The 14,366-nt window shown below is 72.1% G+C and carries 14 protein-coding genes; 11 read left to right on the forward strand and 3 right to left on the reverse strand.

Translation table 11 applies throughout. The annotated features are described in order from the left end of the window. Positions 1-16 precede the first annotated feature (16 nt). From ACFP3U_RS04260 to ACFP3U_RS04270, 3 genes are read right to left on the reverse strand one after another with little or no spacing between them, the layout of a single operon-like run. Positions 17-427, reverse strand: coding sequence for a hypothetical protein (locus tag ACFP3U_RS04260; protein WP_380223793.1), 411 nt, complete (start codon positions 425-427; stop codon positions 17-19). Beyond that, positions 424-1,128, reverse strand: coding sequence for a cupin domain-containing protein (locus ACFP3U_RS04265; RefSeq protein ID WP_380223794.1), 705 nt, complete (start codon positions 1,126-1,128; stop codon positions 424-426). Before ACFP3U_RS04265 ends, ACFP3U_RS04260 begins: the two co-directional genes overlap by 4 nt. Then, positions 1,121-2,470, reverse strand: coding sequence for a sedoheptulose 7-phosphate cyclase (locus ACFP3U_RS04270; protein WP_380223795.1), 1,350 nt, complete (start codon positions 2,468-2,470; stop codon positions 1,121-1,123). The genes ACFP3U_RS04265 and ACFP3U_RS04270 overlap by 8 nt, the downstream gene beginning before the upstream one ends. 255 nt (positions 2,471-2,725) lie before the next feature. Between ACFP3U_RS04270 and ACFP3U_RS04275 the strand changes: the two genes are divergently transcribed. The 11 genes from ACFP3U_RS04275 to ACFP3U_RS04325 all read left to right on the forward strand — a co-directional run bounded on the left by ACFP3U_RS04275 (position 2,726) and on the right by ACFP3U_RS04325 (position 14,350). Further along, positions 2,726-4,081 carry an alpha/beta family hydrolase gene (locus ACFP3U_RS04275; RefSeq protein ID WP_380223796.1) on the forward strand — a complete coding sequence of 452 codons (1,356 nt, stop codon included), beginning with the start codon at positions 2,726-2,728 and terminating at the stop codon, positions 4,079-4,081. Between the two features lie 311 nt (positions 4,082-4,392). Beyond that, positions 4,393-5,607, forward strand: coding sequence for a 4-hydroxyphenylpyruvate dioxygenase (gene hppD / locus ACFP3U_RS04280; protein WP_380223797.1), 1,215 nt, complete (start codon positions 4,393-4,395; stop codon positions 5,605-5,607). 78 nt (positions 5,608-5,685) lie between these two features. Beyond that, positions 5,686-6,888 carry a homogentisate 1,2-dioxygenase gene (locus ACFP3U_RS04285; RefSeq protein ID WP_380223798.1) on the forward strand — a complete coding sequence of 401 codons (1,203 nt, stop codon included), beginning with the start codon at positions 5,686-5,688 and terminating at the stop codon, positions 6,886-6,888. Beyond that, positions 6,885-7,736, forward strand: a complete 852-nt coding sequence (locus tag ACFP3U_RS04290; RefSeq protein WP_380223799.1) for a hypothetical protein — start codon at positions 6,885-6,887, stop codon at positions 7,734-7,736. The genes ACFP3U_RS04285 and ACFP3U_RS04290 overlap by 4 nt, the downstream gene beginning before the upstream one ends. Before the next feature lie 87 nt (positions 7,737-7,823). Continuing rightward, on the forward strand, positions 7,824-9,047 hold the full coding sequence (gene fahA / locus ACFP3U_RS04295; RefSeq protein WP_380223801.1) for a fumarylacetoacetase: 1,224 nt from the start codon (positions 7,824-7,826) through the stop codon (positions 9,045-9,047). A 160-nt stretch (positions 9,048-9,207) separates the two neighbouring features. Beyond that, a complete protein-coding gene (locus tag ACFP3U_RS04300; protein ID WP_380223802.1) occupies positions 9,208-10,242 on the forward strand; it encodes an enoyl-CoA hydratase/isomerase family protein in 1,035 nt (344 codons plus the stop codon). Between the two features lie 133 nt (positions 10,243-10,375). After that, the gene (locus ACFP3U_RS04305) at positions 10,376-11,167 is read left to right on the forward strand and encodes an enoyl-CoA hydratase (RefSeq protein WP_380223803.1); all 792 of its coding nucleotides are present in this window, start codon (positions 10,376-10,378) and stop codon (positions 11,165-11,167) included. A gap of 325 nt (positions 11,168-11,492) precedes the next feature. Beyond that, the gene (locus ACFP3U_RS04310) at positions 11,493-12,092 is read left to right on the forward strand and encodes a DUF6879 family protein (protein WP_380223804.1); all 600 of its coding nucleotides are present in this window, start codon (positions 11,493-11,495) and stop codon (positions 12,090-12,092) included. A gap of 31 nt (positions 12,093-12,123) precedes the next feature. Beyond that, positions 12,124-12,972 (forward strand): helix-turn-helix domain-containing protein, encoded by an 849-nt coding sequence (locus tag ACFP3U_RS04315; protein WP_380223805.1) that lies wholly within the window; start codon positions 12,124-12,126, stop codon positions 12,970-12,972. 123 nt (positions 12,973-13,095) lie between these two features. Beyond that, the gene (locus ACFP3U_RS04320) at positions 13,096-13,605 is read left to right on the forward strand and encodes a hypothetical protein (RefSeq protein ID WP_380223806.1); all 510 of its coding nucleotides are present in this window, start codon (positions 13,096-13,098) and stop codon (positions 13,603-13,605) included. A gap of 76 nt (positions 13,606-13,681) precedes the next feature. Then, positions 13,682-14,350 (forward strand): class I SAM-dependent methyltransferase, encoded by a 669-nt coding sequence (locus tag ACFP3U_RS04325; RefSeq protein WP_380223808.1) that lies wholly within the window; start codon positions 13,682-13,684, stop codon positions 14,348-14,350. Positions 14,351-14,366: the final 16 nt, after the last annotated feature.

Here is a 14,366-nt window from a genome sequence, read left to right on the forward strand (position 1 = left end):
TGTCATCTGTCAGCCGTCAGGTGTCAGGTGTCAGCACGCGCGCGCTCGCCTCCGGCCGGCGCTCCGGGAGCGCCGCGCTCACCTGCCCGGGCAGGACGGTCAGGCAGAGCAGTTCCGCGCCGAGCGGTCCGCCGTGCAGGTGCACGGACTCGCCGCGCGGGGCGAGCAACAAGGTGCCGCGGTCGAGCAGGCGCAGCGGGTGAGCGGGGCAGTCGAGCAGCGCGACCGGGCCGCGCAGCACGTACCAGGCCGCCTCGGTGGACTCGCGCCCGGTGAGGTCGCAGCAGGCACCCGGGCCAAGTTGAACATGTTCAAACGCCTCGCACTCGCTGTGCAGCATGCCCCGGCGGGCCAGGCAGCGGGTGCGGACCCGTTGGGCGCCGGGGCCGAGCAGCAGCCGGGATCCGCCCGGACCGGCGACGATCATCGCCGCCCACCGCCCCGCACCGCGAGTTCCGCGTGCACGCACGCGAGCCCGCCCTGACCGGCGGTCAGGGTGACCGCAGTCCCGAGCGGCAGGGTGAGCGCCGTCCCGGGGCGCAGCGGCACCCGCACGTCCCCGATGGCCGCCCGGCCACCCCCGTCGACGACGAACACCGTGTGATCGACACCGTCCGCCATCATGAACTCCCGTTCTCCCGACGCGAGTTCGACGTGCCGCAGCACACGCAGCGGACCGCCGATCACGGCGGACGGGTCCAGCGGGCCGGCCCGCCGCAGATCGCGGACCACCGTGCTGCCGACCGCGCCGTCCGGCTCCCCATCCGCCGGGTCGGCGGGCAGTTCGATCACCAGCCACTCCAGCGGCCCGGACCCGGTGTTGCGCAGCCCGTGCCGGGTGCCGACCGCCGTCAGCACGGCGTCGCCCGCCCGGATCGGGTACCGGCGGCCGTCGAGGGTGACCTCCCCCTCCCCCGCCAGCAGCACGTACACCTCGCGGGTGCGGGTGTGCAGGTGTTCGCCGCTGACCCCGCCGGGCGGGATCCGCGCCCACTCGACGGCCTCCCAGTCCCCGGCCAGCCCGGCGCGGCGGGCCAGGCAGGCCCACTGGGTGACCCCGGCCGCGCCGTGCACCCCGTGGACGTCCGCCGGCGCGCCGGTGTCCGCGACCACGACCGCGCTACGCACGCTCCCCACTCCCCCGGACCTGCGTCCCCGCTCCCCATGCCGTCCCCACCGCGACCGACCCCGACCGATCCACCGCCGACCAGCCGCGCAACCACCCGGCCGCGTCGGCGAGTTCACGCCCGCTCAGGTCGTCCACGAAGACCCCCGAGCCGATCCCGGACGGCAGCGGCAGCCGTTGCCGCCCGTCGCGGTGGCGGACGGTGTCGGCGAGCGCCTCGGCGAGGGTGACCGGCTCCATCAGCGGGTGCCAGACCGGCAGTTCGAGCCGGCGCATCAGCCGCAGGACCCGTTCGGCCTGCTCCCCGTCGAGCAGGCCGCGCCGCCGGGCGACGACCGTGGTGAGCGCCATGTCGACGCAGACCGCCTCGCCGTGCAGGAGTTCGGGCAGGGCGCGCATCTCCACCGTCGGGCTGAACGAGTGCCCGTAGTCCATCAGGCGTTCCAGGCGGTGCTCCCAGAGGTTGGGCTGGAGTTCCTGGAGCATGCCGTGGACGGCGCGGCCGAGGACGGCGGCGCCCGCGCCGGGGCTCTGGAAGCGGGTGTCGAGCAGGTCCCGGCCGTGCCGCTCCAGCAGCACGAACAGCTCCGCGTCCTTGATCAGCGCGACCTTGAGGATCTCGGCGAGCCCGTTGCCGACGTGGCGGCGCTCCAGGGTGGCGAGGAAGGCCGGGTCGAGCAGGGTCTCGACGGCGGGGTGGTAGGTGCCGAGCCGGTTCTTGTGCCGGCCGTGGTTGACCCCGGTCTTGGCGCCGACGCCCGCGTCGACCAGGCCGATCAGGGTGGTCGGGACCCGCACGAACGGCGTCGAGCGGCGGTAGAGGCTGCAGGCGAGGCCGACGACGTCGGTGAGCACGCCGCCGCCGACCGCGAGCACCGGTTCGCCGCGCCGGGAGATCCCGAAGGAGTCCATCCGGTCGGCGACCTGGAACACCGCGTCCATGGTCTTCACCTGTTCATGGGCGAGCAGGACCAGCGTCTCGTACTCGACGCCCTGGGCGGTCAGGTAGCGGCGGAGGCGGTGGCCGTGCAGCTCGTGCACCCGGGCGTCGACCACGACGAGCCGGCGTCCGGGCGGGCCGCCGGCCCGGGCGAGCGCCGGATTGCCCGGGTCCAGGACACCGGGGGCGAAGCGGACCCGGTAGCTGACGGGGAGGGCGGTGGCCACCGTCCAACCGGTGGCCGGGGCCCCGTTGACCGGGTCGCCGTTCGCCTGGTCGCCGCCGACGGGGTCGCCGCCGCCCGGACCACCGGTGGCGTACAGGCCCGGGGCATGCCGGCGCAAGGAATGGGACTGCGGCTGGGGCTGCGGCTGGGGTTCGGGATGAGGACGGGGGATCGTCACGGGTCGGCTCTCCTTCAAGCGGACGGAGGTGGACGGCCCGGCGGGCGAGGGACAGGCCCGCCGGGTCGCTGTCCACCACGCTGATGCGCCCGTCGTCCCGGACGCACGGGCGGCCGGCCCCATCCGCGTCCCGCCCGCGCCCGGGACCGTCCCGACCACGGGCCACCGAACCCCCAGAGCCCTACGCACAGCCCGCCGCACCGGCCCCCGCACAGCCGCCCCGGCGACGTACGGTGGAACGGAGAGGCCGCAACCATGCACGCCACCGGTACCCACTTCACCGACCGCACCGACGCCGGACGCCGACTGGCCGACCGGCTCGGCCACCTGCGCGGCCCCGGCACCGTGGTGGTCGCACTGCCGCGCGGCGGCGTCCCGGTGGCCGCCGAGGTGGCGGTCGCACTCGGCGCGCCGCTGGACATCTGCGTGATCCGCAAGCTGGGCGTCCCCTACCAGCCGGAGCTCGGGATGGGGGCGATCGGGGAGGACGGCGTGCGGGTGATCAACAACCAGGTGCTGCGGCCCGCCGGGGTCACCCCGGAGCAGTTGGCCGCCGTGGAGGCCCACGAGCGGACGGAGTTGGAGCGCCGGGCCCGCCGCTACCGGGGCGGCCGGCCGCCGGTCGACCTGCGGGGGCGGACGGTGGTCGTGGTGGACGACGGCGTCGCCACCGGTTCGACCGCGCGGGCCGCCTGCCTGATCGTGCGGGCACGCGGCGCGCGGCGGGTGGTGCTCGCCGTTCCGGTGGCGCCGCGGGACTGGACGGAGCGGCTCGGCGATGTCGCCGACGAGCTGGTCTGCGTCGGCACGCCGTCACCGTTCTTCGCGATCGGCGAGTTCTACGCCGACTTCGCGCAGACCGAGGACGCCGAGGTCCTGCGCCACCTCGCCGCGGCCGCAGCCCACGCCGCCACCGCGTCCGCCACCACCCCCGCCTCCGACCGCGAGCTGACGCTCCCCGCCGCCGGCGTCCGCCTGACCGGCCGGCTGACCGTCCCCGGCGGCGCCCGCGGCCTCGTGGTGTTCGCGCACGGCAGCGGCAGCAGCCGCCACAGCCCGCGCAACCGCCACGTCGCCACCGGACTGAACGCCGCCGGCCTGGCCACCTTCCTGTTCGACCTGCTCACCGAGGACGAGGAACCGGACCGGCGGAACGTCTTCGACGTCGCCCTGCTCGGCGCCCGGCTGACCGACGTCGCCGGGGCCCTCCCCGCCGAGCAGTCCCGGGCGTCCGGGGCCCCGCCGCTGCCGCTGGCCCTGTTCGGCGCGAGCACCGGCGCCGCCGCCGCGCTGTGGACGGCCGCCCGGCTCGGCGACGGCGTGGCCGCCGTGGTCTCCCGGGGCGGGCGGCCGGACCTCGCCGGGGCGGCGGTGCTGGCCGCCGTGACCGCGCCGACGCTGCTGATCGTCGGCGGCCGGGACGACGTGGTGATCGACCTGAACCGGCAGGCGCGCGCGCAGCTGCGCTGCGAGAGTGAGCTGGCGGTGGTCCCGCGCGCCGGCCACCTCTTCGAGGAGCCCGGGACGCTGGACCGGGTCACCGAGCTGGCCCGGGACTGGTTCCGCGACCACCTCGGCCCTACCCCGGCCAGCGGCGATCCACCGTCCTGACCGGCGCACCGGCCCACCGGCGGTACCGACGACGCCGACGCCACACCCGCCCCTCCAGGACCGTTACGCAGAACTCGCGCAACACCCCCCACCGACCGAGCATTCTGCCCAGCCCGCTCAGCGATTTCCTGATCACCTTGTACACATTGAACAGTGAAAACCCGACCTGTTGCCCAACCACCCCGACTGGAGCAAGCTCAGCGCTCAGCCGCCCGCACGCACGTCCGCCCACCCCCAGCGGCGCGGCCGCCACCAGCGGATGCCACCAGCGGATGCCTCGACGCCGAGGCCTCAATGTGGAGGAACGACCGATGACCCCGCAGTCCCCCGCCCTTGAGCTGACCCCCGAGGAGCGCGAGGCCGGTCTCGACGCCGAGCAGCTGCGCCGCCTCGTCGGCCTCGTCGAGCACGACCCCGCCAGCGACCCGTTCCCGGTCACCGCGCAGGACGCGGTCGTGTTCGTGGTCGGCAACGCCACTCAGACGGCCCAGTTCTACCAGGTCGTCTTCGGCATGGAGCTGGTCGCCTACTCCGGCCCGGAGACCGGCCGCCGCGACCGCAAGGCCTATGTGCTGCGCTCCGGCTCCTGCCGCTTCGTGATCAAGGGCGGCGTCGCCCCGGACAGCCCGCTGCTGGACCACCACCGCCGCCACGGCGACGGCGTCGTCGACCTGGCGATGGAGGTGCCGGACGTCGACAAGTGCATCGAGCACGCCCGCGCCCAGGGTGCCACCATCCTGGAGGAGCCGAACGACGTCTCCGACGAGCACGGCACCGTCCGCCGGGCCGCGATCGCCACCTACGGCGAGACGCGCCACACCCTGGTCGACCGCTCCCGCTACACCGGGCCGTACCTGCCGGGCTACATCGTCGCCGAGAGCCGGGTGAAGCACCCGGAGGGTTCGCCGCGCCGGCTGTTCCAGGCCCTGGACCACGCGGTCGGCAACGTCGAGCTCGGCAAGATGGACGAGTGGGTCACCTTCTACAACAAGGTCATGGGCTTCGTGAACATGGCCGAGTTCGTGGGCGACGACATCGCCACCGACTACTCCGCGCTGATGTCCAAGGTGGTCGCCAGCGGCAACCACCGGGTGAAGTTCCCGCTCAACGAGCCGGCGATCGCCAAGAAGAAGTCGCAGATCGACGAGTACCTGGAGTTCTACACCGGCCCGGGCTGCCAGCACATGGCGCTGGCCACCAACGACATCCTCACCACCGTCGACGTGCTGCGGGCCCGCGGCGTCGAGTTCCTCAACACCCCCGACTCGTACTACGACGACCCCGAGCTGCGCGAGCGGATCGGCAAGGTCCGGGTGCCGATCGAGGAGCTGAAGAAGCGCGGCATCCTGGTCGACCGCGACGAGGACGGCTACCTGCTGCAGATCTTCACCAAGCCGATCGGCGACCGCCCCACCGTCTTCTACGAGTTCATCGAGCGGCATGGTTCGCTGGGCTTCGGGAAGGGCAACTTCAAGGCGCTCTTCGAGGCCATCGAGCGCGAGCAGGACGCCCGCGGCAACCTCTGAGAAGGCTGGAGCCGTACGAGAGGCTGGAGCCGTACAGAAGGTCTGGGCCTCGGAAAGGGCCCGGGAGGAGCAGGGACGATGGCGTACTACCGGCAGCTGGGCAGCATCCCGCCCAAGCGTCACACGCAGCACCGCACACCCGAAGGCGGGCTGTACTACGAGGAGTTGATGGGCGAGGAGGGGTTCTCCTCGGACTCCTCGCTGCTCTACCACCGGGGCATCCCCTCGGCCGTCGTGAACGCGGTGCCGTGGGAGCTGCCCGACCAGTCGACGGTGGCCAACCATCCCCTGCTCCCCCGCCACCTCAAGCTGCACGAGCTGTTCGCGGGCCAGGAGTGGAAGGCCGCGGACGTCGTCAGCAGCCGCCGGCTCGTCCTCGGCAACGGCGACGTGCGGATCTCCTACGTCGCCGCCGGGGCCCCGAGCGAGCTGTACCGCAACGGGCTCGGCGACGAGTGCGTGTACGTGGAGTCCGGCACCGGCACCCTGGAGACGGTGTTCGGCACACTGGAGGTCGGTCAGGGCGACTACGTGATCATCCCCCGGGCGACCACCCACCGCTGGGTGCCGACCGGCGACGAGCCGCTGCGCGCCTACTGCATCGAGGCGAACAGCCACATCACCCCGGTCAAGCGCTTCCTCTCCAAGTACGGGCAGCTGCTGGAGCACGCGCCGTACTGCGAGCGGGACCTGCGCGCCCCGGTCGGCCCGCTGCTGGTGGACGACGCCGGCGACGTCGACATCCTGGTCAAGCACCGCGGCCCGAACGGTGTTTCGGGCACCCGGTACACCGTGCCGCACCACCCGTTCGACGTGGTCGGCTGGGACGGCTGCCTGTACCCGTACGCGTTCAACGTCCGGGACTACGAGCCGATCACCGGGCGGATCCACCAACCGCCGCCGGCCCACCAGGTGTTCGAGGGCAACGGGTTCGTGATCTGCAACTTCGTACCCCGCAAGGTCGATTACCACCCGCTGTCGATCCCGGTGCCCTACTACCACTCCAACGTGGACAGCGACGAGGTCATGTTCTACTGCGGGGGCGACTACGCGGCGCGCAAGGGCTCGGGCATCGGCCAGGGTTCGATCTCGCTGCACCCGGGCGGCCACACCCACGGCCCGCAGCCGGGCGCGTACGAGCGGTCGATCGGCGCGGAGTTCTTCGACGAGCTCGCGGTGATGGTGGACACCTTCCGTCCGCTGGAGCTGGGCGAGGGCGGCCGGGCGAGCGAGGACTCCGACTACGCCTGGACGTGGTCCGGCCGGGGGCCGCAGTCGTGAGCACCACACCCGACTCCCCCGCCTCGACCCGGGTAACCGTCCCCGAGCTGTTCCGGGGCCTGTTCGACGACGCGGCGGTGTTCCCGCCCGGGAACCTGCCGGTCGCCGAAGCCGTGCCCGCACACCGCGCGCACCGGGCCGCCTGGTACGCCGACGCCGTCGGCCCCCTCCTCTGCGGAGCGGGCCGGCTGGCCGAGTTGGCGACCGCGGTGGAGGCGGCCACCGGACCTCGACTCCGGGTCGGGCTCGTGCTGCCGGGGGGCAGCACCGAACTCGGCCCGGCCCTGACCGCCGCCGCGCCGTTCGAGGTGGCCGGTGTCGAACTGGCCACCCGGGACGTCGGCGAGGCCGTCGCCGCGCTCGACCTGCTGCTGCCGCCGGACGTCCCCGCCGCCGTCGAGCTGCCGCGCGAACTGCTCCGCGGCGACGGCCTGGACGAGGTGCTGGACGCCCTGGTCGACAGCCCGTACCGGGCCAAGTTCCGCACCGGCGGCGTGGTCGCCGACGCCTTCCCGGACGAGGCGGAGCTGGCCGGCTTCCTCACCGGGTGCGCGCAGCGCGGTCTGCCGTACAAGTGCACCGCCGGGCTGCACCACGCCGTCCGGCACACCGACCCGGTGACCGGCTTCGAGCACCACGGCTTCCTGAACGTCCTGCTGGCGGCTGCGGAGACCGATCCGAAGGCGGCGGCCGAGGTGCTGGCCGAGCGTTCCGGCGCGGCGCTCGCCGAGGCCGTCCGAGCGCTGACGGATCGTCAGGTGACGGTGATCCGCAACTCGTTCACCGCGTTCGGCACCTGTAGCATCGCCGAACCCCTGGACGACCTGGCCGCCCTCGGCCTGCTGTAGCCCCGATCCGACGCCCGACCCGACGCCCGACCCGACGCCCGATCTGTCGCCCGACCCGACGCCCGATCCGAAGCCCCAGGAGGACCGTTGACCACCCCCCGCAGCTGGCTCGCCCCTGCGAACGACTCGCCGTTCGGCGTGCACAACCTGCCGTACGGCGTCTTCACGGCGGCCGACCGGCCGGGGCGACGGCGGATCGGCGTGCGGATCGGCGACTCCGTCCTCGACGCGGGCGCCGCCGCCCGGGCCGCCGGGGCGCCGTCCGTGCTGCTCGACGCGGACTCGCTCAACCCCCTGCTGGCGGCGGGCCGTCCGGTGTGGACCGAGGTCCGCGCCTCGCTCACCCGCTGGCTGACCGAGGAGTCCTACCGGGACGCGCTCGCGCCGCTGCTGCTGCCGCTCGCCGAGGTGGAGCTGCACCTGCCGTTCGAGGTGGCCGACTACGTCGACTTCTACGCCTCCGAGCACCACGCCACCAACCTGGGGAAGATGTTCCGCCCCGGCACGGAGCCGCTGACGCCCAACTGGAAGCACCTGCCGATCGGTTACCACGGCCGCTCCGGCACCGTGGTGGTCTCCGGCACCCCGGTGAGCCGTCCGCAGGGGCAGCGCAAGGCGCCGACCGACGCCGCGCCGTCCTTCGGGCCGACCCGCCGGCTGGACATCGAGGCCGAGGTCGGCTTCGTCGTCGGCACGCCCAGCACGATGGGCACGCCGGTCACCCTGGCCGGCTTCCGCGAGCACGTCTTCGGCGTCTGCCTGGTCAACGACTGGTCCGCGCGGGACATCCAGGCCTGGGAGTACGTGCCGCTCGGCCCGTTCCTGGGCAAGTCCTTCGCCACCTCCGTCTCGCCGTGGATCGTGCCGCTGGACGCCCTGGAGCACGCCCGGGTCGCCCCGCCGGCCCGCGACGTCGAGCCGCTCCCCTACCTGGACGACCGCTCGGGCGAGGAGCCGTGGGGCCTGGACCTCGCCCTGGAGGTCCGGCTGAACGGCCACCCGGTCTCCCGCCCGCCGTTCGCCTCGATGTACTGGACGGCCGCCCAGCAGCTCGCCCACATGACGGTCAACGGCGCCTCGCTGCGCACCGGCGACCTCTTCGCCTCCGGCACCGTCAGCGGACCGGAGCCGGAGACCCGCGGCGCCCTGATCGAGCTGACCTGGAACGGCGAGAACCCGCTCAAGCTCCCCGACGGCTCGACCCGCACCTTCCTGGAGGACGGCGACGAGGTCACCATCACCGCCACCGCCCCCGGCCCGGACGGCACCGTCATCGGCCTCGGCGAGGTCACCGGCCGCATCACCCCCTGACCCGCCGGGCCCCATCGGCGCTACAGGCACCACGGAGGGCGGCACCGGCGATGACCGGTGCCGCCCTCCGTGCTTGCGGAACGGCCCGGCCCCGAAGGTACGGTGGCGGGACGGATCTTGACCGCACGGGCCGGTCGACCGACGGACGGGAGTGGGGACGATGGGCGACGAGGTGCGGGTCCGGCGGGACGGCGGGGTGGGGCGGATCGTGCTCGACCGGCCGCGGGCGCTCAACTCGCTGACGCACGGCATGATCCTGGACGTCCGGGCGGCCCTGGACGCCTGGGCCGGGGACGACGCGGTGCGGGTCGTGGTGCTGACCGGTGCCGGGGAGCGCGGGCTGTGCGCGGGCGGCGACATCCGGGCGTTCCACGACGACGCCAAGACGGGCGGGGCCGGGACGCGGGCGTTCCTCCGCGACGAGTACCGGCTGAACGAGCTGATCTCGCGCTACCCGAAGCCGTACGTGGCGGTGATGGACGGCATCACCATGGGCGGCGGCGTCGGCGTCTCCGCCCACGGTTCGGTGCGGATCGTCACCGAGCGTTCGGTGGTGGCCCTGCCGGAGACCCGGATCGGCCTGGTGCCGGACGTCGGCGGCAGCCGGCTGCTGTCGCGTGCGCCGGGCGAGTTGGGCACCCACCTGGGGCTGACCGCGTCCTCGATGACCCCTGGCGACGCGCTGCTGTGCGGGTTCGCCGACCACTTCGTGCCCTCGGCGAGGCTGCCGGAGCTGCTGGCCGACCTCGACGGCCCGCCGGTGGCGGAGGTGGTCGCCCGGTACGCGGAGCCCGCCCCGGCCGCGCCGCTCGCCGAGCAGCGCGAGTGGATCGACGCCTGCTACGCGGCCGACAGCGTGGAGGAGATCGTGGCCCGGCTGCGGGCCAGTGGCGTCCCGGAGGCCAAGCAGGCCACCGAGGAGCTCGCCGAGCGCTCGCCGACGATGCTCAAGGTGACGCTGAGCGCGCTGCGCCGGGCCCGGGCGCACGGCTCGCTCGCGCAGAGCCTGGAGCAGGAGTACCGGGTCTCCTGCGCCGCGCTCGCCCATCACGACCTGGTCGAGGGCATCCGCGCCCAGGTGGTCGACAAGGACCGCGACCCGCGCTGGTCGCCGGCGACGCTCGCCGAGGTGGACGAGCGGACGGTGGCCGCCTTCTTCGAGCCGCCGGCCGACGGCGACCTGCGGATCGGGTGACCGGGTGGCCCGATCATCGGGTGACGACCGTCTCGCGGATCGAGACTGGCGCGAGGCGGGCCGGTTCGGAGATCGTTGGGTGGTCCTTTCGCGCCCCGAGCGGGGCCGAGCAGTGGAATGGGAGTCAACGGCGATGACCGAGACCGAGACCAAGACGTACGAGACGATCCTGGTCGAGCGCAAGGGCCGGGTCGGGCTGATCACGCTCAACCGGCCGAAGGCGCTCAACGCGCTCAACACCACGCTGATGAACGAGGTCGTGGCCGCTGCCACCGCGTTCGACCGGGACCCGGAGATCGGCTGTCTGGTGATCACCGGCTCGGAGAAGGCGTTCGCGGCGGGCGCGGACATCAAGGAGATGCAGGGCAACCGCTTCCCGGACGTCTACCTGGACGACTGGCTCGGCCCGTGGGACCGGCTCGGCGAGCTGCGCAAGCCGGTCGTCGCGGCGGTGGCCGGCTTCGCGCTGGGCGGCGGCTGCGAGCTGGCGATGCTCTGCGACATCCTCCTCGCGGCGGACACCGCGAAGTTCGGCCAGCCGGAGATCAAGCTCGGCGTGATCCCGGGCATCGGCGGCTCACAGCGGCTCACCCGCGCGGTCGGCAAGGCCAAGGCGATGGAGCTGTGCCTGACCGGCCGGATGATGGGCGCCGAGGAGGCCGAGCGGGCCGGCCTGGTGTCCCGCATCGTCCCGGCCGACCAGCTCCTCGCCGAGGCTCTCGCCACCGCCGAGAAGGTCGCCGAGATGTCCGCCCCGGCGAGCATCATGCTGAAGGAGGCGGTCAACCGCGCCTTCGAAACCACCCTCGCCGAGGGCGTCCGCTTCGAACGCCGCCTCTTCCACGCCGCCTTCGCCACCGCCGACCAGAAGGAAGGCATGACCGCCTTCGCCGAAAAGCGCCCGGCGGAGTTCAAGCACCGCTGACCCGGCTCGGGTGGGCCCTTTCGTCCCTCCGACGAAGGGGCCTCCGGCTCCTCAATCCCACCACCGGTAGACCCCGGACGATTTCGGTACGCCGCCCGTGCCGCCGGCACGGGCGCCGCTCAGCGGACATGGTTGATCGGCACCAGGACGGCGGAATCGACATGGAAGGCTGCCGCCACCGACACCCCGTACGCGGCCCAGATCGCCGAGCCAGCGGGTCGCCGACGGACGAAACGCCTGACAAAGCAGCCCTGGACGTCTGATGCTGGTGGTCGCGTCAACTCCGAGCACATGAATGCGCGAAGTGTGCGGAAGGATGAGTGCCATGGGTCTGGAGTTCCACGGAATCGATCCTGAGACCAACGAGGAAGGCTCACCCACCGTCTGGGTGGACGTGGATCGGCGTCGGCTGGTGTTCCAGGGCGACACCGTCACCGGGGCCGAGTCGGCCGTGCATCTGGAGATGCGTGATCAGTACAGCGTCACCGACGAGGCCGACCAGTTCGCCGCATGGAAGGCTGGGCACCGGTACTCCATGGACGACCGGGCCGAGTGGTGGCACCCGTTCCATGATTTCGTGGTGGAGACCATTGCCCGTGGCGTGACCATCCGGCGCGCCCGCATCGTGTCGGAGCCCGTCACCGAGTACATCCGCTACGAGCACTCCCACACCTTCACCAACATCGCGGCCGGTGAGCAGATCCGATGGCTTCCCCGGAGCCGGACGCTGGACCTCGCGCTGCCGGGGGCCGACTTCTGGTTGTTCGACAGCCGGATCGTGCGGTTCAACCTGTTCACCGGCGATGGCGAGTGGGCTGATCTCCGGAACGTGATGACGGAGGAGCCGGCGACCGTGGAGCTCTGCGCAAAGGCTTTCGAGGCGGTGTGGGAACGCGCGGTACCCCACGGCGACTTCAAGGTCTGAGTCACGCCCCGGCCAGTCAGTGGGACAACACATGCCATCGTCGCCTTCGTCAAGCGTTGCCGCGGTTCGGAAGGCTATCGCCGGCCGGCTGGTCGAGATCCGCAAGGACGCCGGTCTCAGCGGGGCCGAGCTGTCCGCCCTGTGTGATTGGCACCCGGCCAAGACCTCCCGTATCCAGTCAGGCAGGTCCGCCGCGTCGGAGGACGACATCAGGGTCTGGTGCACTGTCTGCGGGGCCAGCGACCGGATCCCCGACCTGATCGCGGCATCGCGGGCCGCCGACTCGATGTACCAGGAATGGAGGCGCCGGAACAGCTCCGGCTTGAGGCTCGCCCAAGAGAAGGTCATCGGTGACTACGAGCACACAAGGCTCTTCCGGATCTACGTCTCGAACGTGCTCCCCGGCTTCTTCCAAACCGCCGAGTACGCGACGGCGCTCATGCAGTCCATCACGGACTTCCAGGGCACTCCGAACGACGTCGCGGCGGCTGTACCGGCGCGTCTGGCGCGAGCACAGCTCATGTACACGGGGGCGCACAGGTTCGTGGTTCTGATCGAGGAGTGGGTGCTGCGCACCAGGATCGGAAGCCCCGAGGACATGGCCGCTCAGCTCCGCCACCTGATCACCTTGATGTCGCTGCCGTCCGTCGCCATCGGGATCATCCCCGCCGGATGCCCCCGCGCCGTCTGGCCGCTCGAAGCCTTCTACCTGTTCGACGATCAACGGGTGGTCGTGGAGACCCTGACGGCGAAAGTCACCGTGCTCCAGCCCAGAGAGATCACGGACTACATGCGGGCCTTCGCCGGACTGTCCGAAATGGCCGTGTACGGGGCGAAAGCCAGGGCGTTGGTCGCCGCAGCAATTGCCTCGATCGAGTGATGCTCCGCAATAAGGCGCAAGTTCATTGAGCCCACTGCGTGGGGGTTTCTACGGTCTATCACGTACCCGCCACCTCGGCTGGTCATGCAAGGCAGTGCGCCGACGAAGAGAGAGGGACGAACCATGACCGTTGCGCTGGAAGCGCCTGCGGAGACCGAGTTCCGTGACCCCCGCGCGCTCCTCAATGCGGTTCGGCCGTACGTCAAGGAGCTGACGTACAACGTGTTCGAGGGCCCCGGTAGCACCGGCGACCTGTACGACCGGGAGATCGCACTCCTGCTCCGTGACAACACCATGGTCCGCAACATGGCGGAGCGGATCCTGGACAACGCCATCGCGTACACGATCACCGCCATGGAACACCCGGAGGTGCACTTGGGTGTCGGCAAGGTCGTGGACATCGGGGTACACCAGCTCCTGCTGGACACGCCGGTGTACTTCGCCATCTGCGAGGCGTACAACGCCGGTCGGTACAAGCACCACGCCCCGCTGATCCAGCGGCGTGGCGACGGCATCGTCATCCGCACCGCCGAGTTCCTGCGCGGCAACGGGTTCGACGCCGACGAGGAGCTGTGGGCCATCGACGGGGCCGACTGTTCCCCGTGCGACTCCAAGGTCCCCGACAGTCACTGATCGGACAACCGGGTGCTCCTGCCCCGCGCCTCGGGGCAGGTGCACCCGCCTGTCGACTCATCTCCAAGGAAGTCCGTTGCCTGCACAGCACGACATCGAATCCGAGCGCGAACTCTGGGACACGTACGCGGCCGGAATCAAGGACGACGTGTTCGACGCCGGGCCCGTCTTCCGCTGGACCCAGTACGCCGACCACGGGCCCGGCCCCGAACTACTCGGGTCACCGGCCAGCGCGCTGGAGATCGGGTGCGGCACCGGCCGCGCGCTGGCCACGCTGGCCGAGCGGGGCGTGAAGACCACAGGCGTGGACCTCTCGCCCATCATGGTCGAGAAGGTCACCGAGCGCTGCGGGCCCTCCGGCGTCCAGATCCACTGCGCCGAGGTCCTGGACTACCTGCGCAGCACTGACGAGACATGGGACGCGGTCTACTCGGTGTTCGGAGCGGTCTGGTTCACGGACCCGCTGAAGCTGCTCCCCCTCATCGCCTCCCACCTGAACCCCGGCGGCATCCTGGCCTTCTCACAGCCCCCCGCCATCCCCGGCGCCTACGGTCCGCAGGGCATGTACAAGGGCGGATTCGCCGGGAGGGCGCTGTACACGTACCGCTACTCCTACACACCCCGCAGGTGGGTCGGCCTGCTCCTGCGGAGCGGATTCGAATCGGCGGACGCGGCGGTCCTCGACGCCCCGACCGAGGGGCACATCGGAACGCTGATCGTCACGGCCAGGACCCCGAGGGCCTGAGCACGGCCATCCGTCA

Source organism: Kitasatospora misakiensis, assembly GCF_042656005.1.
GTDB lineage: Bacteria > Actinomycetota > Actinomycetes > Streptomycetales > Streptomycetaceae > Kitasatospora > Kitasatospora misakiensis.